This is a genomic window from Mycobacterium sp. MFM001, from assembly GCF_003402475.1.
In the GTDB taxonomy this organism is placed as follows: domain Bacteria; phylum Actinomycetota; class Actinomycetes; order Mycobacteriales; family Mycobacteriaceae; genus Mycobacterium.
In genome coordinates, this window is record NZ_BFAB01000012.1 from 19,186 (window position 1) to 35,701 (window position 16,516).

General features: G+C 67.0%; 18 protein-coding genes. 9 read left to right on the forward strand and 9 right to left on the reverse strand.

The window, feature by feature from the left end:
* Positions 1-10: 10 nt before the first annotated feature.
* Positions 11-784, reverse strand: coding sequence for an SDR family oxidoreductase (locus MFM001_RS18965; RefSeq protein ID WP_238159282.1), 774 nt, complete (start codon positions 782-784; stop codon positions 11-13).
* Between the two features lie 55 nt (positions 785-839).
* On the opposite strand from MFM001_RS18965, the gene echA20 reads away from it, so the two are divergent.
* Genes echA20 through ipdC form a run of 4 tightly spaced genes read left to right on the forward strand, consistent with a single transcriptional unit; the run spans position 840 to position 4,306 of the window.
* Complete coding sequence (echA20, locus tag MFM001_RS18970; RefSeq protein ID WP_116376934.1) at positions 840-1,583, forward strand: (7aS)-7a-methyl-1,5-dioxo-2,3,5,6,7,7a-hexahydro-1H-indene-carboxyl-CoA hydrolase; 744 nt, start codon at positions 840-842, stop codon at positions 1,581-1,583.
* Positions 1,580-2,458 (forward strand): cholesterol ring-cleaving hydrolase subunit IpdA, encoded by an 879-nt coding sequence (ipdA, locus tag MFM001_RS18975; protein ID WP_116376820.1) that lies wholly within the window; start codon positions 1,580-1,582, stop codon positions 2,456-2,458. Before echA20 ends, ipdA begins: the two co-directional genes overlap by 4 nt.
* Positions 2,455-3,198 carry a cholesterol ring-cleaving hydrolase subunit IpdB gene (ipdB, locus tag MFM001_RS18980; RefSeq protein ID WP_116376821.1) on the forward strand — a complete coding sequence of 248 codons (744 nt, stop codon included), beginning with the start codon at positions 2,455-2,457 and terminating at the stop codon, positions 3,196-3,198. Before ipdA ends, ipdB begins: the two co-directional genes overlap by 4 nt.
* A 49-nt stretch (positions 3,199-3,247) precedes the next feature.
* Complete coding sequence (ipdC, locus tag MFM001_RS18985; protein WP_116376822.1) at positions 3,248-4,306, forward strand: (3aS,4S,5R,7aS)-5-hydroxy-7a-methyl-1-oxo-octahydro-1H-indene-4-carboxyl-CoA dehydrogenase; 1,059 nt, start codon at positions 3,248-3,250, stop codon at positions 4,304-4,306.
* A 14-nt stretch (positions 4,307-4,320) separates the two neighbouring features.
* On the opposite strand, the gene MFM001_RS18990 is transcribed toward ipdC, so the two are convergent.
* From MFM001_RS18990 to MFM001_RS19000, 3 genes are all read right to left on the reverse strand, one after another.
* The gene (locus MFM001_RS18990; protein ID WP_116376823.1) at positions 4,321-5,238 is read right to left on the reverse strand and encodes a hypothetical protein; all 918 of its coding nucleotides are present in this window, start codon (positions 5,236-5,238) and stop codon (positions 4,321-4,323) included.
* A gap of 120 nt (positions 5,239-5,358) precedes the next feature.
* On the reverse strand, positions 5,359-5,736 hold the full coding sequence (locus MFM001_RS18995; RefSeq protein ID WP_116376824.1) for a VOC family protein: 378 nt from the start codon (positions 5,734-5,736) through the stop codon (positions 5,359-5,361).
* Entirely contained in the window at positions 5,733-6,419 is a 687-nt protein-coding gene (locus tag MFM001_RS19000; protein ID WP_116376825.1) for a DUF899 family protein, read from the reverse strand. Before MFM001_RS19000 ends, MFM001_RS18995 begins: the two co-directional genes overlap by 4 nt.
* Positions 6,420-6,501: 82 nt before the next feature.
* On the opposite strand from MFM001_RS19000, the gene MFM001_RS19005 reads away from it, so the two are divergent.
* A complete protein-coding gene (locus tag MFM001_RS19005; RefSeq protein ID WP_238159283.1) occupies positions 6,502-7,074 on the forward strand; it encodes a TetR/AcrR family transcriptional regulator in 573 nt (190 codons plus the stop codon).
* 51 nt (positions 7,075-7,125) lie between these two features.
* Here the strand turns inward: MFM001_RS19005 and MFM001_RS19010 are convergent, their stop codons facing one another.
* The 5 genes from MFM001_RS19010 to ipdE1 form a co-directional block, all read right to left on the reverse strand.
* A complete protein-coding gene (locus MFM001_RS19010; RefSeq protein WP_116376827.1) occupies positions 7,126-8,088 on the reverse strand; it encodes a hypothetical protein in 963 nt (320 codons plus the stop codon).
* Between the two features lie 125 nt (positions 8,089-8,213).
* On the reverse strand, positions 8,214-9,362 hold the full coding sequence (fadA6, locus tag MFM001_RS19015) for a steroid 3-ketoacyl-CoA thiolase FadA6 (RefSeq protein ID WP_116376828.1): 1,149 nt from the start codon (positions 9,360-9,362) through the stop codon (positions 8,214-8,216).
* The gene (gene kstR2 / locus MFM001_RS19020) at positions 9,355-9,942 is read right to left on the reverse strand and encodes a TetR family transcriptional regulator KstR2 (RefSeq protein WP_116376829.1); all 588 of its coding nucleotides are present in this window, start codon (positions 9,940-9,942) and stop codon (positions 9,355-9,357) included. Before kstR2 ends, fadA6 begins: the two co-directional genes overlap by 8 nt.
* Positions 9,939-10,727 carry a (5R,7aS)-5-hydroxy-7a-methyl-1-oxo-2,3,5,6,7,7a-hexahydro-1H-indene-carboxyl-CoA reductase gene (ipdF, locus tag MFM001_RS19025; protein WP_116376830.1) on the reverse strand — a complete coding sequence of 263 codons (789 nt, stop codon included), beginning with the start codon at positions 10,725-10,727 and terminating at the stop codon, positions 9,939-9,941. The genes kstR2 and ipdF overlap by 4 nt, the downstream gene beginning before the upstream one ends.
* The gene (gene ipdE1 / locus MFM001_RS19030) at positions 10,724-11,872 is read right to left on the reverse strand and encodes an acyl-CoA dehydrogenase IpdE1 (protein WP_116376831.1); all 1,149 of its coding nucleotides are present in this window, start codon (positions 11,870-11,872) and stop codon (positions 10,724-10,726) included. The genes ipdF and ipdE1 overlap by 4 nt, the downstream gene beginning before the upstream one ends.
* Positions 11,873-11,982: 110 nt before the next feature.
* Between ipdE1 and fadD3 the strand changes: the two genes are divergently transcribed.
* The 4 genes from fadD3 to MFM001_RS19050 are packed head-to-tail and all read left to right on the forward strand — an operon-like array spanning position 11,983 to position 16,513.
* Entirely contained in the window at positions 11,983-13,503 is a 1,521-nt protein-coding gene (gene fadD3, locus MFM001_RS19035; RefSeq protein ID WP_116376832.1) for a 3-((3aS,4S,7aS)-7a-methyl-1,5-dioxo-octahydro-1H-inden-4-yl)propanoate--CoA ligase FadD3, read from the forward strand.
* Positions 13,504-14,625, forward strand: coding sequence for an acyl-CoA dehydrogenase family protein (locus MFM001_RS19040; protein ID WP_116376833.1), 1,122 nt, complete (start codon positions 13,504-13,506; stop codon positions 14,623-14,625).
* Positions 14,622-15,557 (forward strand): acyl-CoA dehydrogenase family protein, encoded by a 936-nt coding sequence (locus tag MFM001_RS19045; RefSeq protein ID WP_116376834.1) that lies wholly within the window; start codon positions 14,622-14,624, stop codon positions 15,555-15,557. The genes MFM001_RS19040 and MFM001_RS19045 overlap by 4 nt, the downstream gene beginning before the upstream one ends.
* Complete coding sequence (locus MFM001_RS19050; protein WP_116376835.1) at positions 15,557-16,513, forward strand: acyl-CoA dehydrogenase family protein; 957 nt, start codon at positions 15,557-15,559, stop codon at positions 16,511-16,513. Before MFM001_RS19045 ends, MFM001_RS19050 begins: the two co-directional genes overlap by 1 nt.
* The last annotated feature ends 3 nt before the right edge of the window (positions 16,514-16,516 follow it).

Genomic DNA, 16,516 nt, shown 5'->3' on the forward strand with positions numbered 1-16,516 from the left:
GTTGTCTCCTCTACTTGATCGCGCTCGTCGTGGCGAGGTAGTGCGGCGGTTCGCCGCCCCCGTGGACCTCCAACGTGGCACCGCTGATATAGGACGCCGCGTCGGATGCCAAAAACCCTGCGGCCCAGCCGATATCCTCCGGCTTTGCCAGCCGGCCGAGCGGCACATTCTTCGAAATAGCGGCAATCGACTCGGCGTCGCCGTAGAACAGATCGGCCTGTTCGGTTTCGACCATGCCGACCACCAGGGCGTTCACCCTGACCTTCGGCGCCCATTCCACCGCCAGGGTCTGGGTGAGGCTTTCCATGCCCGCCTTGGCCGCTCCGTATGCCGCGGTGCCCGGTGTAGGCCGTCGGCCGCTGACGCTGGTGATGTTGACGATCGAGCCGCCGTGCTCCTGAGCTTGCATCTTGTCGTTGGCGTGCTGTGAAACAAACAGCGCGCCAAGGAGGTTCAGCTCGATGATCTTGCGGTTGAACTTCGCGCTGGAATCGGCGGTCAGCACGTACGGCGAACCGCCGGCATTGTTCACGACGACGTCGAGGCGGCCGTGCCGGTCGAGGACCGCGTCGATCATCGCTTTGACGGCGTCGTCGTCGCGGATATCGCAAGAGTGGAACTCGTACGGCAGGCCCTCGACCGGGCGGCGCGCACAGGTCACCACCGTCGCGCCCTGGCCGGCGAAAACCGAGCTGATCCCGGCGCCCACCCCCCGAACGCCGCCGGTCACCAGCACCACCCGGCCGGACAATCCCAGATTGAGCCCTGCTGCGCCGTCGGTCACTGTGCTAGCGTACCAAGCAAGTGCTTGCTCAGGTACTCGACCCCCAGGAAGTGCAATGCCGATCACGTCCACCGTCAAAGAACCGGGCATCGTCGCCGTCACGGTCGACTTTCCCCCGGTCAACGCCATCCCGTCGCAAGGTTGGTTCGAACTGGCCGACGCGCTGACCGCCGCCGGCGACAACCCGGACACTCACGCGGTGATCCTGCGGGCCGAGGGCCGCGGCTTCAACGCCGGCGTCGACATCAAGGAGATGCAACGCACCGAAGGGTTCACTGCGCTGATCGACGCGAACCGCGGCTGTTTCGCCGCGTTCCGAGCGGTCTACGAGTGCGCGGTGCCGGTGATCGCCGCGGTCAACGGATTCTGTGTCGGCGGCGGCATCGGGCTGGTGGGCAACGCCGATGTCATCGTGGCCTCCGACGACGCCACTTTCGGGTTGCCCGAGGTGGAACGCGGCGCGCTGGGCGCGGCCACTCATCTGTCCCGACTGGTACCTCAGCACATGATGCGACGGCTGTTCTTCACGGCGGCCACCGTCGACGCCGCCACCCTGCATCACTTCGGCTCGGTCCACGAGGTGGTGCCTCGAGAACAGTTGGACGAGGCAGCATTACGGGTGGCCCGCGACATCGCCGCCAAGGACACCCGGGTGATCCGGGCCGCCAAGGAGGCGCTGAACTTTATCGACGTGCAGCGGGTCAACACCAGTTACCGCATGGAGCAAGGCTTTACGTTCGAACTCAATCTCGCCGGGGTTTCCGACGAGCACCGCGACGCATTTGTGAAGAAGTCATGACTGATAAACGGACAACTCTTGACGAGGCCGTCGCCGAACTGCGCAGCGGCATGACCATCGGAATCGGCGGCTGGGGGTCACGGCGTAAGCCGATGGCGTTCGTGCGCGCGATTCTGCGCACGGACGTCACGGATTTGACGGTCGTGACCTACGGCGGACCGGATCTCGGACTGCTGTGCTCGGCGGGCAAAGTGCGCCGGGTCTACTACGGCTTCGTCTCGCTGGACTCGCCGCCGTTCTACGACCCGTGGTTCGCTAAAGCGCGTACGGGCGGCTCGATCGAAGCCCGAGAGATGGACGAGGGCATGCTGCGCTGCGGGCTGCAGGCGGCAGCGCAGCGGCTGCCGTTCCTGCCGATCCGCGCCGGCCTGGGCAGTTCGGTGCCGGACTTCTTCGACGGCGAATTGCAAACCGTCACTTCGCCATACCCGTCGCCGGACGGCGGTCACGAGACACTGATCGCGATGCCAGCGCTTCAGCTGGATGCGGCGTTCGTGCACATGAATCTCGGCGATGCCCGCGGCAATGCGGCCTACACCGGTATCGATCCCTACTTCGACGACCTGTATCTGATGGCCGCCGAGAAGCGCTACCTGTCGGTCGAGCGTCTGGTGCCGACCGAGGAGCTGGTCAAGGCGGTGCCGCCGCAGGCGCTGTTGGTCAACCGGATGATGGTCGACGCGGTGGTGGAAGCGCCCGGCGGGGCCCACTTCACCACGGCGGCACCCGATTACGGGCGCGACGAGAAGTTCCAGCGGCACTACGTCGAGGCCGCAGGTTCCGAAGAGGGTTGGCGCGACTTCGTCGCGACCTATCTGTCCGGCAGCGAGGCCGACTATCAGGCGGCGGTCCGCAAGTTTGGAGCACAGTCATGATCACCCGAGCCGAAATCTGCGTGACCGCATGCGCCGAGCTGTTCCGCGACGCCGGCGAGATCATGATCAGCCCGATGACCACCGTGGCCCTGGTCGGCGCCCGGCTAGCCCGCTTGACGTTCTCCCCTGACATTCTGCTGACCGACGGCGAAGCCCAACTGCTGGCGGGCACCCCGGCGCTCGGCGCCGCGGGCGCGGTCGAGGGCTGGATGCCATTCGGCCGAGTGTTCGAGACACTGGCGTGGGGTCGGCGGCATGTGGTGATGGGCGCCAATCAGGTTGACCGCTATGGCAATCAGAACCTGTCGGCGTTCGGGCCGCTGCAGCACCCGACGCGGCAGATGTTCGGGGTTCGCGGCGCTCCCGGTAACACGATCAACCACGCCACCAGCTACTGGGTCGGCAACCACTCCAAGCGGGTGTTCTGCGACTCGGTCGATGTGGTTTCCGGAATCGGCTACGACAAGGTCGATCCCGGCAATCCGGCGTTCCGGTTCGTCAACGTGCACCGGGTGGTATCCAATCTCGGCGTGTTCGATTTCGGCGGTCCCGACCACACGATGCGGGCGGTGAGCCTGCACACCGGCGTCTCCCCCGACGACGTGCGGGAAGCCACGTCGTTCGAGGTACACGGGCTGGACCAGGCTGGAGAGACCAGGCCGCCGACCGAAGACGAGTTGCGGCTGATCCGCGAGGTCATCGACCCGAAATCGTTGCGGGACAAAGAGGTACGTTCATGATTATTCCGCCTCCTCCTCATCGCTTCGCTCTGCATCGTCGGCGGTGGCTATGAGACTGCGCACGCCGCTGACCGAGCTGGTCGGCGTCGAGCACCCGGTCGTACAGACCGGAATGGGCTGGGTGGCCGGCGCCCGGCTGGTCTCGGCGACCGCCAACGCCGGCGGGTTGGGCATCCTGGCGTCGGCGACCATGACCATCGACGAGTTGGCCACCGCGATCAGCAAGGTCAAGGACGCCACCGACAAGCCCTTCGGTGTCAACATCCGCGCCGATGCGGCCGATGCCGGCGACCGGGTGGACCTCATGATCCGCGAAGGCGTGAAGGTGGCGTCGTTCGCGTTGGCGCCCAAGCAGGAGCTGATCACCCGGCTCAAAGAGGCCGGCTCCGTGGTGATTCCGTCGGTCGGTGCGGCCAAACACGCTCGCAAGGTGGCCTCGTGGGGTGCTGATGCGGTGATCGTGCAGGGCGGCGAGGGCGGCGGCCACACCGGGCCCGTCGCGACGACGCTGCTGTTGCCGTCGGTGCTCGATGCCGTGGACATCCCGGTTGTGGCGGCCGGTGGGTTCTTCGACGGGCGCGGGCTGGCGGCCGCTTTGTCGTACGGTGCGGCCGGGGTGGCGATGGGCACCCGGTTCCTGCTCACCTCGGATTCGACTGTGCCCGATGCGGTCAAGCGGCGCTACCTGGAGTCCGGACTCGACGGCACGGTGGTCACCACCCGCGTCGACGGCATGCCGCACCGCGTGCTGCGCACCGGACTGGTCGAGAAGCTCGAGAGCGGCTCGCGCGCACGCGGTTTCACCGCCGCCGTGCGTAACGCCGCCAAGTTCAAGAAGATGTCGCAGATGACCTGGCCCTCAATGATCCGCGACGGCCTGGCCATGCGGCACGGCAAGGAGTTGACCTGGTCGCAGGTGGTGATGGCGGCCAACACCCCGATGTTGTTGAAGGCGGGCCTGGTCGAGGGCAACACCGACGCCGGTGTGCTGGCTTCCGGTCAGGTGGCCGGCATCCTCGAGGACCTGCCGTCGTGCGCGGAGCTGATCGCCACGATCGTCGCCGACGCCATCAAGCACCTGCAGGCGGCTTCGGGACACATCACCTAGCGCGAGTGTGAATCTCACGACGCGACACGCTGATTCACGGTCGTGGAATTCACGCTCGTGGGCTGGCCATCCCACCCGGCTGCGTACATCGCTGTTTTTACCCGACCGACGAGTGTGGCCTCACGGAAGCGGAGCAGGTCGGCGCTGACCCGGATAATCACCCAGCCCAGGGCAACCAGCGCCCAATGGCGGTCGATGTCGCGCTGTCGCTGCTCCGGATCGGTCCAGTGCTGCGGGCCGTCGTACTCGATTCCGACCCGAAGGTCTCGGTAGCCCATATCGACTCGCGCCACGAACTCGCCGTACTCGTCGTCAACCGTGATCTGGGTCTTCGGCCGGGGCAGACCGGCGTCGATCAGCACCAGCCGGGTGCGGGTCTCCTGCGGGGATTCCGCGCCGCCGTCGACGAGCGACAGTACCCGACGGAGCCGGTTCAAGCCCCGCATCCCGGGGTGTACGGCGATAACGGCCTCAACCTCGTCGATACCGACCCCGGTGGCATTGGCCAGCGCGTCAATGCGCTGCAGGGCCAGTAACCGCGACCCGGTTCGCCGCCCGATGTCGAAGGCGGTGCGCGCCGGGCCGGTGACCGCAATCCCGTCGACGGTCACCACCTCGCCCGGCTGCAGGGTGTCGGTGTGAACGACGAGCCTCCGCGGCGGTTTGCGGTTGTCGTGCACCAGCTCGGCGTCGAGGTCCCGGCTCACCCACTTGGCGCCCAGCATTGCGGCAGCAGAGTTACCGGCGACTACACCGCGACGCCGCGACCACAACCACGCCGCTTCCGCCCGCTGGCGTGCCGTCAACTCGACGCCCCACGGCGCATAAACGCCCGGGTAGACCGGTTCGTACAGCGTCCGCATCGCCCGCTCGGGAATTGTCTTCGCGGCTAGCATCTCGGCCCCCAGGAATGGCCAGGCCAACTCCCCCATGGCGGAAGCTTGCCAGCGCCCGCCGAATACCGCCTACCCGCGTCCACAGCCCCGCCGAGTGTGAATCTGACGACGCGACACGCCGTGAGGGCGTCGTCAGATTCCCAGCCGACGCACCGATCAGGTCTCCACGACCAGCAGCGTGTGGCCGGTCGGGTCGCGGAACCAAAACATCGGCGGCACCGGTTCGCCCATGCGCGCTACCTGGGCATCGACGTCGACGCCGAGTTCTCGCATCGCCGCGTGGGTGGCGTCAATGTCGCTGGTGGTCAAGGTGATTCCGGTGTTCATCGGCTGCACCTCTCCGCCATCGGGCGGGGGCGGGGCAAGCGCGATGCCGGTGGTGCCCTCGGGTGGGTAGACCTCGATCCACCGGTGGCCGCCACCGAACGGCTGGTCGGTTCGCTTCTCGAACCCCAGCGACTCGTAGAACTCGACCGCTTTGTCCTGCTCGGGTGTCGGCACGCACACCAAGCTGATCGTGGTCAGACCAGTCATTTTTCTCCTCCGTATGCTTCGGCGATTTCTTGCGAACTGGCCCACCGGCTGTATGTCGGCGACTGCGGCCAGCCGTCGGGTGAGTCCTGCCAGTCTTCCTGACGGCCGTAGGGCAGGATGTCGATCAAGGCAAACGAGTGGCTCAGCTGTTCGGTGCCACGCCCGTCGGTGTGCCAGGTCCGGTAGACCCGATTCCCGTCGCGCAGAAAGACATTCACTGCGAACCCGCCGCCAGGTGGCGCACCGACGTCGGCGCCGAAGGGGCTGTTCGCGGTTGAGTACCACGTCATCCGGTTGCCCACCCGCCGCTTGTAGGCGAGCGCTTCGTCGATCGGTCCTTGCGTGACGATGACAAACCGGGCGTCGTAGTTGTCCAGGAAGCCCAGGCGGGTGAACTGTGAAGTGAAGCCGGTGCAACCCGGGCATTGCCACGTTTCGCCGGGGAACCACATGTGGTGGTACACGATCAACTGCCTCTTGCCGTCGAACACATCGACCAGCCGCACCGGACCGCGCTCACTTTCCAGTACGTAGTCGGGCATTTCGACCATCGGCAGCCGGCGGCGTTGCGCGGCGATGGCATCGAGCTCGCGGGTGGCCGCCTTCTCGCGGACACGCAACGCGTCCAACTGCTGGTGCCAGGTCTCGGCGTCCACGACCGGCGGTAATCCTGGTGCAGTCACCAGCCATCCTCCATTTGCTATGTTCACGCCGTCAACATTGATAATGTTCACACCGTACACTTTGAGGCGGAGGAGGTCAAGCGTGAGCGGTTACCACCACGGAGATCTGCGCGCCGCCCTGATCGAGGCCGGCCTCGAGCTCACCAAGACAGGCGGTCCGGACGCGCTGACCATCAGGGAAGCCACACGGCGAGTCGGGGTTTCGCCCAACGCCGCGTATCGGCACTTCGCCGACCGGGAAGCCTTGCTGCAAGCCGTCGGGACTGCGGTGCAGCATCGGATGACGGAGCGGATGCGGGCATCGGTGCGCCGGCGTACCCCGACCGAGCTGCTGCGGGCCGTCGGCCTTGGCTACATCAAGTTCGCACTGGACGAGCCGGGGTGGTTCGCGGTCGCATTCTTCGGGACTGAGCAGTTCGCCGAAACAGGCAGTGCGCCACCGTATCTGGCCTTGGTCGAGGCGCTCGATGCCATGGTGGAGGCCGGGCTGCTGTCACGCAAGCGGCGCGACGGCGCCGAGTGGCCATGCTGGTCCGCCGTTCACGGCTTCGCCGAACTGGCTCTGCATGGGCCGTTGCGGGGCGCGAGCCGGCGAGAAGTTGAGTCGCTGGCAGCACGCACGGTCGATGACATCATTGCGGGTCTATCGCGTTGAAACGGCGACGCTTTCGCGTCGAGAGCGTGCATGTGTATGGCTACGCCGTATCTACCACGTGCCATCTGTAACGGGTTCGCCACCGGAGTCCTTCAGCGAAATAACCGTGGCAGGGTCAACGGGAGTGAACGCGTCCTCCTTGTCGGCCAGCAGCGTCCCGACGGTCTTCACCTGAGTCAAGGTGTGGCTGGGTGCGAGATCGCTGGCGTCGGCGTCGAAGTAGTCAAACCACGGCAAACCCGCGCTCACATAGCTCTCCCGGTCGACCGGAGTCGGAGGCGGAACCTCACCCGTGATCGCCGTCCACTGCGCTGGCGAGCACAAGTGCACGAAGACCCGCCACGAGCGGTTCTCGTCGTAGTCGGATGGCGAGCGTTCGTCGCGGTAGACCTCCTGCCGCATCCGTCCGCCCGCTCCCAGCCCCATGGACGGCGCCGGCTGGATGCCGGTCATGGCCAGGCAGTCGACGACGCGAGCCCGCTCCGTCCGCCACTTCTTCAGTGCCTCCGAGGTGAGGCCGACGGCGCGCAACTGGATGCCGCCGTGGATCTCCTCTCCGGTGATCTGGCCTTCCACCGTGGCGCCCGAACCGAGTGGTACTGCGACGAATTGGCGGATGAACCCGTCGCCGGCGTTGATGCCGTCCAGCCACGGCTGGTCGGGCAGGGCGACGTAGTTCTGCGGTTTTCTCTTCAGGCGCTCGCGCCACTTTTTGCCGCTGACCGCGCACACCTTGCCGACACCGACCTGCAGCGCAGCGGGCTCGTCGGAATCGAACGAAAGCCACATGGCCTCTCGCTGATAGATCGGCAGCATCACCCCGCCGCGGGTCAGCCATTCAGCGGGCGCGGTGTCGGGATAGTCCTCGACCCGCCGCAGCGGGAACCGTCCCAACCCGGGCGGTAGCGGATGCAATCCTGTTTCCGGAATCCGCAGGGTCCGTTGGAAACTCACTCGCGCTGGGCCGAGCCTCAATTCGTCGCCGTCTACCGTGACTGCCGACTTCGTTGCCATTGCCAACCTCCATCTCGTGTTGGCTCAGGTCTAGCAGCACCCTCTGACACGCCCGCGAGTGTGAACCACACGACGCGACACGCCGACGCGGCGTCGCGGATTTCACACTCGGCGCAGATGAGCGCCTATAGGCGCTCAATAACAGTGACGTTGGCGGTGCCGCCGCCCTCGCACATCGTCTGCAGCCCGTAGCGGCCGCCGGTGCGCTCGAGCTCATTGAGCATCGTGGCGAACAGCTTGGCCCCGGTCGCGCCCAGCGGATGACCCAGCGCGATCGCGCCACCGTTGGGGTTCACCTTCTCCGGGTCGGCCTTGATCTCCTTGAGCCAGGCCATCACCACCGGCGCGAACGCCTCGTTGATCTCCACGACGTCGATGTCGTCGATCGACAACCCGGTCTTCTCCAGCGCGTAGCGGGTCGCCGGGATCGGGCCGGTCAGCATGAACACCGGGTCGGCGCCGCGGGCACTGATGTGGTGGATGCGGGCCCGCGGGGTGAGCTTGTGGTCCTTGACCGCCTGCTCGGAGGCCAGCAGCACCGCGCTGGCGCCGTCGGAAATCTGGCTCGCCACCGCCGCGGTCAGCCGCCCGCCCTCCGACAGGGTCTTCAGCCCGGCCATCTTCTCCAGCGACGTCTCGCGCGGGCCCTCGTCGATCCGGAACCCATCCACGTCGACGATCTCGTTGTCGAAGTGACCGCCGCGGATCGCGGCCAGCGCCCGCTGGTGGCTGGTCAGCGCGAACTGCTCCATCTCCTCGCGCGACAGGTTCCACTTCTCGGCGATCAGCTCCGCGCCGCGGAACTGCGAAATCTCCTGGTCGCCATAGCGATGCAGCCAGTTCTTCGACTCGTTCGTGGGCGAGGTGAAGCCGAATTCCTTGCCTACGACCATCGCCGACGCGATCGGGATCTGGCTCATGTTCTGCATGCCGCCGGCAAGGATCACATCGGCGGTACCGGACATGATCGCTTGCGCGCCAAAGGAAATTGCCTGCTGGCTGGAGCCGCACTGCCGGTCGACGGTGACACCGGGCACCTCCTCCGGGTAGCCGGCCGCCAGCCACGCGTTGCGGCCGATGTTGCCGGCCTGCCCGCCCAGCGCGTCCACGCAACCGACGATCACGTCGTCCACGGCGGCGGGATCGACGTCGACACGGTCGAACAGGCCATGAAATGCGAACACCCCCAAGTCAATCGGATGTACGCCGGCCAGCGAGCCGTTGCGCTTGCCGACCGCGGTCCGCACGGCATCGATGACGTAGGCCTCAGCCATTTCCAACTCCTTCTGTAGTGATTCCGCCTAGGACGATGGCGAGGTATTGCCGGCCCACCTGTTCGGCGGTGAGCGGTCCGCCGGGTTGATACCAGCGCACCGACACCCAGGTGGTGTCCCGGATGAATCGGTAAACCAGGTCGACGTCGAGGTCCGGACGGAAGTAACCCTCCTCGATGCCTTGCCGCAGCACGTCGACCCACATCTTGCGCTGTTCTTTGTTGCGTTGCTCGATGTAGGAGAACCGCGGCTGCAACTGCAACCGCTTGGCCTCGTCCTGGTAGATGACGACCTGCGCATGCCGGTGCTCGATCGCGTCGAACGACGCCATGAACAAACCCTTGAGCCGCTCCAGCGGATTCGGTTCGGTGTCAATGATTTCCTGGTAGCGGGCGAACAGCCAGTCCAGAAAGCTGCGCAGCACCTCGTCGACCATCTCCTCCTTGGAGGAGAAGTGGTGATACAAACTGCCGGAGAGGATTCCGGCGCCGTCGGCGATGTCACGCACGGTGGTTGCGCGCAGGCCCCTTTCGGCCATCATCGTCGCGGCCAGTTCGAGAAGTTCCTCGCGCCGGTTCATGGGTGCTGGCTCGAAACCGAAATCACTTCTCCAGTCAGGTAACTGGAGTAGTCGCTGGCCAAGAAGGCGATCGTGGCCGCCACCTCCCACGGCTCGGCGGCCCGGCCGAACGCCTCCTCGGCCGACAATCTGTCGAGCAACTCCGGCGACGACGTCTTGTCCAGGAATTTGTGCCGGGCAATGCTGGGCGACACCGCGTTGATCCGTACGCCGTAGTCGACGGCCTCGATCGCGCTGCACCGGGTCAACGCCATCACGCCAGCCTTGGCCGCAGCGTAGTGCGCCTGTGAATGCTGTGCGCGCCAACCCAATACGCTGGCGTTGTTGACGATCACGCCGCCGTGATCAGCCTCCCGGAAGTAGCGCAGCGCCGCCCGGGTAACGCGAAACACCGACGTCAGCGTGACATCGAGCACGCGGTCCCACTCTTCGTCGGTCATGTCGACCACCGGCGTTTGCCCGCCGAGCCCGGCGTTGTTGACCAGCACGTCGATGCGGCCCATCCGCGCGGTGGCCGAAGCGATCAGGGCGTCGACCTGCACGCTGGAGGTGACGTCGCACAGCACATGCTCCACGCGCCCGAGCCCCAGTTTCGACAGTTCGTCGGCGGTCTCGGTGAGGCGCCGCTCGTGGTGGTCGGAGACGACGACGTCGGCGCCCTCGAGCAGCGCACGGCGCGCGGTCGCCGAGCCGATGCCGGTGCCCGCCGCCGCGGTGACGATCACGACCTTCCCGGACAGAAGTCCATGGCCATCAATCTCTTTCGGCGCGACCGCTAACGTCATCCTTTGACCTCTCGGGGTAGGCCGAGCACCCGCTCGGCGATGATGTTGCGCTGGATCTCATTGGAGCCGCCGTAGATGGTGTCGGCCCGGGTGAACAGGTAGAGCCGCTGCCACTCGTCGAAGTCGCCGTCGGTGAGCACCAGGCCGGCCTTGCCTCGGACCTCCATTGCGACCTCGCCGAGTTCTCGATGCCAGTTGGCCCACAACAGTTTCGAGACGTTGTCTTGCCCGGGCTGCTCGACGTCCATGGTGGCCAATGCGTACGAACGCATCGCTCGCAGCCCCGCCCAGGACCGGGTCAGCCGTTCGCGGATCAGCGGATCGTCCGCGGCGCCAGTGCGTTTGGCCAGCTCGACGACGCCTTGGAGTTCGCGTGCGTAGACGATCTGCTGGCCGAGCGTCGACACCCCGCGCTCGAAGGTCAGCGTGCCCATCGCCACCCGCCAGCCGTCCCCGGGTGCGCCGACCACCAAGTCGGCGTCGGTGCGGGCATCGTCGAAGAACACCTCGTTGAATTCCGAATCGCCCGTCAGCTGGACGATCGGGCGGATCTGGACACCAGGTTGGTCCAGCGGCACAAGCAGATACGACAATCCCGCGTGCCGCTTGGAGCCTTTCTCGGTGCGCGCCACCACGAAACACCACTGCGCCCAGTGCGCCAGCGACGTCCATACCTTCTGGCCGTTGATCACCCACTGGTCGCCGTCGAGCACCGCGGTGGTCGACACGTTGGCCAGATCGCTGCCGGCGCCGGGCTCGGAGTAGCCCTGGCACCACAGCTCGGTGACGTCGAGGATGTGCGGCAAGAAGCGCTGCTGCTGCTCGGGCGTGCCGTACTCGATCAGCGTCGGCCCGAGCAGCTCCTCGCCGAAGTGGTTGACCTTCGCGGGCGCGTTGGCGATCGCGTACTCCTCGTAGAACGCGACCCGGTGGGCGACCGACAACCCCCGACCGCCGTGCTCGACGGGCCAGCCGAGGCAGGTCAGGCCGGCCTTGGCGAGATGCTGATTCCAGGCGCGCCGTTCTTCGAACGCCTCGTGTTCGCGGCCCGGACCGCCGAGGCCCTTGAGCTTGGCGAATTCCCCGACCAGGTTCTCGGCCAGCCAGTCGCGGACCTCGGCCCGGAACTCCTCGACGTCCTGCATCCCTGTAGGCTAACCTACCAAGCACTTGCTTGCTAGGCCGGTGACGATGCGGGCCGTGAAGCGGCCCGAGGAGGAGCCGGGCAATTGAGCCCAGGCCGGGAGGAGCGTCGATGTCGACCCAGCCGCGGACCATTCCTGCGGCGTTGGAGCGCATCGCGGGTGAGCTTCCGGACCACCAAGCGCTGGTCACGGCGGATCGGACGCTCACCTTTGGGGAGTTGCGCGACGAGGTGCGCCGGGCCGCGGCCGCGTTGATCGCGCTCGGCGTGGACCCGGGCGACCGGGTGGCGATCTGGTCACCGAACACCTGGCACTGGGTGGTCGCCTGTCTGGCCACGCACAACGCGGGCGCCACGATGGTTCCGCTGAACACCCGCTACACCGCCTCGGAGGCCACCGACATTCTGGTCCGGACCAAGGCCCCGCTGCTGGTCGCGATGGGTGAGTTTCTGGGGTCGGACAAGCTGGCCGATCTCGACCGCGGCGCCCTTCCCGACTTGCGGCACATCGTGCGGGTGCCGATAGAGACCGACGACGGGACGTGGGACGAGTTCGTCGCGCACGGCACTGATCTGCAGGCCGCCGACGCCCGCGCCGCCGCCGTCAGGCCCGACGACGTCTCCGACATCCTGTTCACCTCCGGCACCACCGGCCGCAGCAAAGGCGTGCTGTGCGCGCATCGGCAATCGCTGGCCGGCTCGGCGGCCTGGGCGGCCTGCGGGAAGATCACCGCCGACGACCGCTACCTGTGCATCAACCCGTTCTTCCACAACTTCGGCTACAAGGCCGGCATCCTGGCCTGCCTGCAGACCGGCGCGACGTTGATCCCGCAGCTGACGTTCGACGCGGACCAGGCGATGCGCGCCGTGGCCGAGCACTGGATCACCGTATTGCCCGGTCCGCCAACGATTTACCAGACGCTGCTCGACCACCCGAAGCGTGCCGACTACGACCTGAGCTCGCTGCGGTTCGCGGTCACCGGCGCGGCGACGGTCCCGGTGGTGCTGATCGAGCGCATGCAGTCCGAGCTGGACATCGACATCGTGCTGACGGCCTACGGGCTGACCGAGTCCAACGGGTTCGGCACCATGTGCCGCGCTGACGACGACGCGGTCACCGTCGCCACCACATGCGGGCGCCCGATCGCGGATTTCGAGTTGCGCATCGGCGAGCAAGGCGAGGTTCTGCTGCGCGGTCCCAACGTCATGCTCGGCTATCTCGACGACCCGGAGGCGACGGCGGCCACGATCGACGCCGACGGCTGGCTGCACACTGGCGACATCGGAAAGCTCGACGGCGCAGGCAATTTGCAGATCACCGACCGCCTGAAGGACATGTACATCTGCGGCGGGTTCAACGTGTATCCGGCCGAGGTGGAGCAGGTACTGGCCCGGCTGGACGGCGTGCTCGACGCCGCGGTGATCGGCGTGCCCGACGAGCGGCTCGGGGAGGTGGGCCGGGCCTTTGTGGTGCCGCGTCCCGGATTTGAGCTCGACGAGCAGGCAGTGATCGCCTACACCCGTGAACATCTGGCGAATTTCAAGACCCCCCGTTCGGTGAGGTTTGTCGACACGTTGCCCCGCAATGCGGGCGGCAAGGTGGTCAAACCGCTACTGCGAGAGATGCCCTAGATGGACCTTGATTTCGACGACCAGACGCGCGCCTTTCAAAGTGAAGTGCGGGAGTTCCTTGCGGCGCATCGGGATTCATTCCCCACCAAGTCCTACGACACCGCCGAGGGCTTCGAACAGCACCGGCGTTGGGACAAGGTGCTCTACGACGCCGGGCTGTCGGTGATCACCTGGCCGGAACGCTACGGTGGGCGCGACGCGACGCTGTTGCAGTGGGTGGTGTTCGAAGAGGAGTACTTCCGCGCCGGCGCCCCCGGGCGGGCCAGCGCCAACGGCACGTCGATGCTGGCGCCCACACTGTTCGCGCACGGCACCGAAGAGCAACTGGATCGGGTGCTGCCGAAGATGGCCAGCGGCGAGGAGATCTGGGCACAGGCCTGGTCGGAGCCTGAGTCCGGCAGCGACCTGGCGTCGCTGCGGTCGACCGCGACGAAGACCGACGGCGGCTGGCTTTTGAACGGGCAGAAGATCTGGAGTTCGCGGGCGCCGTTCGGCGACAGGGCATTCGGGCTGTTTCGGTCCGACCCGTCCGCCGAGCGGCACCGTGGGCTGACCTACTTCATGTTCGACCTGAAGGCCGACGGGATCACCGTCCGGCCGATCGCCCAGCTCGGCGGCGACACAGGTTTCGGCGAGATCTTCCTCGACGACGTGTTCGTCCCCGACAACGACGTCATCGGCCAGGTGAACGACGGCTGGCGGGCCGCGATGAGCACGTCGAGCAACGAGCGCGGCATGTCGCTGCGTAGCCCGGCGCGATTTGTGGCCGCCGCGGAACGGCTGGCACAACTGTGGAAGTCCCAGGGCCGCAGCGCTTTCGGTGACCAAGTGGCCGACGCCTGGATCAAGGCCCAGGCCTACCGACTGCACACCTTCGGCACCGTGACCCGGCTGGCCGAAGGCGGCGAACTCGGCGCCGAGTCGTCGGTGACCAAGGTGTTCTGGTCCGACCTGGACGTAGCAGTGCATCAGACCGCGCTGGACATCCGCGGTGCCGACGGCGAGCTGGCCGACTCCTGGACCGACGGTTTGCTGTTCGCGCTCGGCGGCCCGATCTATGCCGGCACCAACGAGATTCAGCGCAATATCATCGCCGAGCGATTGCTAGGACTACCGAGATGAAGTTCGACCTGGACGAACAGCAGCGCGATTTCGCGGCCAGCATCGACGCGGCGCTGGCTGCAGCCGACGTACCCGGCGCCGTGCGGGCCTGGGCCACCGGCGACACCGCGCCGGGCCGCAAGGTGTGGGCGCAGTTGGCCGATCTGGGTGTCACCGCGCTGATGGTGCCGGAGCGGTTCGACGGCATCGGCGCGCATCCTGTCGACCTCGTCGTCGCGGCCGAACGACTCGGCCGCTGGTGCGTGCCGGGGCCGGTCACCGAATCCATTGCGGTGGCGCCCATTTTGCTGGCCGACGACGAACGGTGTGCAGCGCTCGCGGCGGGTGAGCTGATCGCGACCGTCGCGCTTCCGCCGCAGGTGCCGCGGGCCGTCGACGCCGACACCGCCGGCCTGGTGCTGCTGGCAGAAGACGGGCACGTGACCGAGGCACAGCGCGGAACGCAGCACGAGTCCGTCGACCCCAGTCGTCGGCTGTTCGACGTCACCGCCGACGGCGCGGCGTGGGACGCCGACGTCGCACGGGCCAATGAATTCGGCGCGCTGGCCACCGCAGCACAACTAGTCGGCGCCGGCCAGGCGCTGTTGGACGCGGCGGTCGAGTACGCCAAGCAGCGCGCGCAGTTCGGCCGGGTGATCGGCTCGTATCAGGCGATCAAGCACAAGCTCGCCGACGTGCACATCGCGGTCGAGCTGGCCCGGCCACTGGTCTACGGCGCCGCGCTGTCGCTGGCCCCACGTGATGTCAGCGCAGCCAAGGCCGCCGCGTCGGACGCCGCGCTGTTGGCGGCCCGCTCGGCGCTGCAAACCCACGGCGCCATTGGCTTCACCGCCGAGCACGACCTGTCGCTGTGGCTGCTGCGAGTGCAAGCGCTGCGGTCGGCCTGGGGTGACCCGGCGGCGCACCGGCGACGGGTGTTGGAGGCACTGTGATGACTGACGAACGGGAACTCCTGCGCGAGACGGTCGCGGCGCTGGTGGCCAAACACGCTGCGCCAGAGGCGGTTCGCGCGGCAATGGACTCCGAACGCGGCTACGACGAATCGCTGTGGCGGCTGCTGTGCGAACAGGTGGGCGCGGCTGCCCTGGTGGTACCCGAGGAATATGGCGGCGCGGGCGGCAGTCTCGGTGACGCCGCCGTCGTCGTCGAAGAACTCGGCCGTAGCCTGGTGCCCACCCCGCTGCTGGGCACCACACTGGCGGAACTGGCGCTGCTCGCCGCCGACAAGCCGGACAGCGAAGCGTTGGAAGGCCTTGCCGAGGGCACCTCGATCGGCGCCGTGGTGTTCGACCCCGACTATGTGGTCAACGGCGACATCGCCGACGTCGTGATTGCGGCCGACGGGGAGAAACTCACCCGGTGGACCTCGTTCAGCGCCGAGCCCGTCGTGCCGATGGATCCCACCCGTCGGCTCGCCCGAGTCACCGCCCAGCAGAGCCAGGCGCTCGGCGCGGACCCCGGCCTCGCCGACACCGCGGCCATCCTGCTGGCCGCCGAGCAGATCGGCGCGGCCGCCCGCTGCCTGGAGCTGACCGTCGGCTACACCAAGGAGCGGGTGCAGTTCGGCCGGCCGATCGGCAGCTTCCAGGCGCTCAAACACCGGATGGCCGACCTGTACGTCGCGGTGCAATCCGCGCGCGCGGTGGTCAACGACTCCGTCGGTGACCCGTCGCCGACCTCGGCAGCGCTGGCCCGGGTGGCAGCCAGCGAGGCGTTGTCCACCGTGGCAGCCGAAGGCATTCAGCTGCACGGCGGTATCGCGATCACGTGGGAACACGACATGCAGCTGTATTTCAAACGCGCACATGGCAGTTCGCAACTGTTGGGTCCGCCCCGCGCGCACTTGCGCCGACTGGAATCGGAAGTGTTCGCCGACCCCGTACGGTAGGCA

Bases quoted from the DNA above. Each gene is read 5' to 3' on its own strand.
- fadD3 (WP_116376832.1), top strand. From the start codon at position 11,983: ATGTCGACCCAGCCGCGGACCATTCCTGCGGCGTTGGAGCGCATCGCG.
- MFM001_RS18995 (WP_116376824.1), bottom strand. From the start codon at position 5,736: ATGACTGGTCTGACCACGATCAGCTTGGTGTGCGTGCCGACACCCGAG.
- MFM001_RS19010 (WP_116376827.1), bottom strand. From the start codon at position 8,088: ATGGCAACGAAGTCGGCAGTCACGGTAGACGGCGACGAATTGAGGCTC.
- MFM001_RS19050 (WP_116376835.1), top strand. From the start codon at position 15,557: ATGACTGACGAACGGGAACTCCTGCGCGAGACGGTCGCGGCGCTGGTG.
- fadA6 (WP_116376828.1), bottom strand. From the start codon at position 9,362: ATGGCTGAGGCCTACGTCATCGATGCCGTGCGGACCGCGGTCGGCAAG.
- echA20 (WP_116376934.1), top strand. From the start codon at position 840: ATGCCGATCACGTCCACCGTCAAAGAACCGGGCATCGTCGCCGTCACG.
- ipdF (WP_116376830.1), bottom strand. From the start codon at position 10,727: ATGACGTTAGCGGTCGCGCCGAAAGAGATTGATGGCCATGGACTTCTG.
- ipdE1 (WP_116376831.1), bottom strand. From the start codon at position 11,872: ATGCAGGACGTCGAGGAGTTCCGGGCCGAGGTCCGCGACTGGCTGGCC.
- MFM001_RS18990 (WP_116376823.1), bottom strand. From the start codon at position 5,238: ATGGGGGAGTTGGCCTGGCCATTCCTGGGGGCCGAGATGCTAGCCGCG.
- kstR2 (WP_116376829.1), bottom strand. From the start codon at position 9,942: ATGAACCGGCGCGAGGAACTTCTCGAACTGGCCGCGACGATGATGGCC.
- ipdA (WP_116376820.1), top strand. From the start codon at position 1,580: ATGACTGATAAACGGACAACTCTTGACGAGGCCGTCGCCGAACTGCGC.
- ipdC (WP_116376822.1), top strand. From the start codon at position 3,248: ATGAGACTGCGCACGCCGCTGACCGAGCTGGTCGGCGTCGAGCACCCG.
- ipdB (WP_116376821.1), top strand. From the start codon at position 2,455: ATGATCACCCGAGCCGAAATCTGCGTGACCGCATGCGCCGAGCTGTTC.
- MFM001_RS19045 (WP_116376834.1), top strand. From the start codon at position 14,622: ATGAAGTTCGACCTGGACGAACAGCAGCGCGATTTCGCGGCCAGCATC.
- MFM001_RS19040 (WP_116376833.1), top strand. From the start codon at position 13,504: ATGGACCTTGATTTCGACGACCAGACGCGCGCCTTTCAAAGTGAAGTG.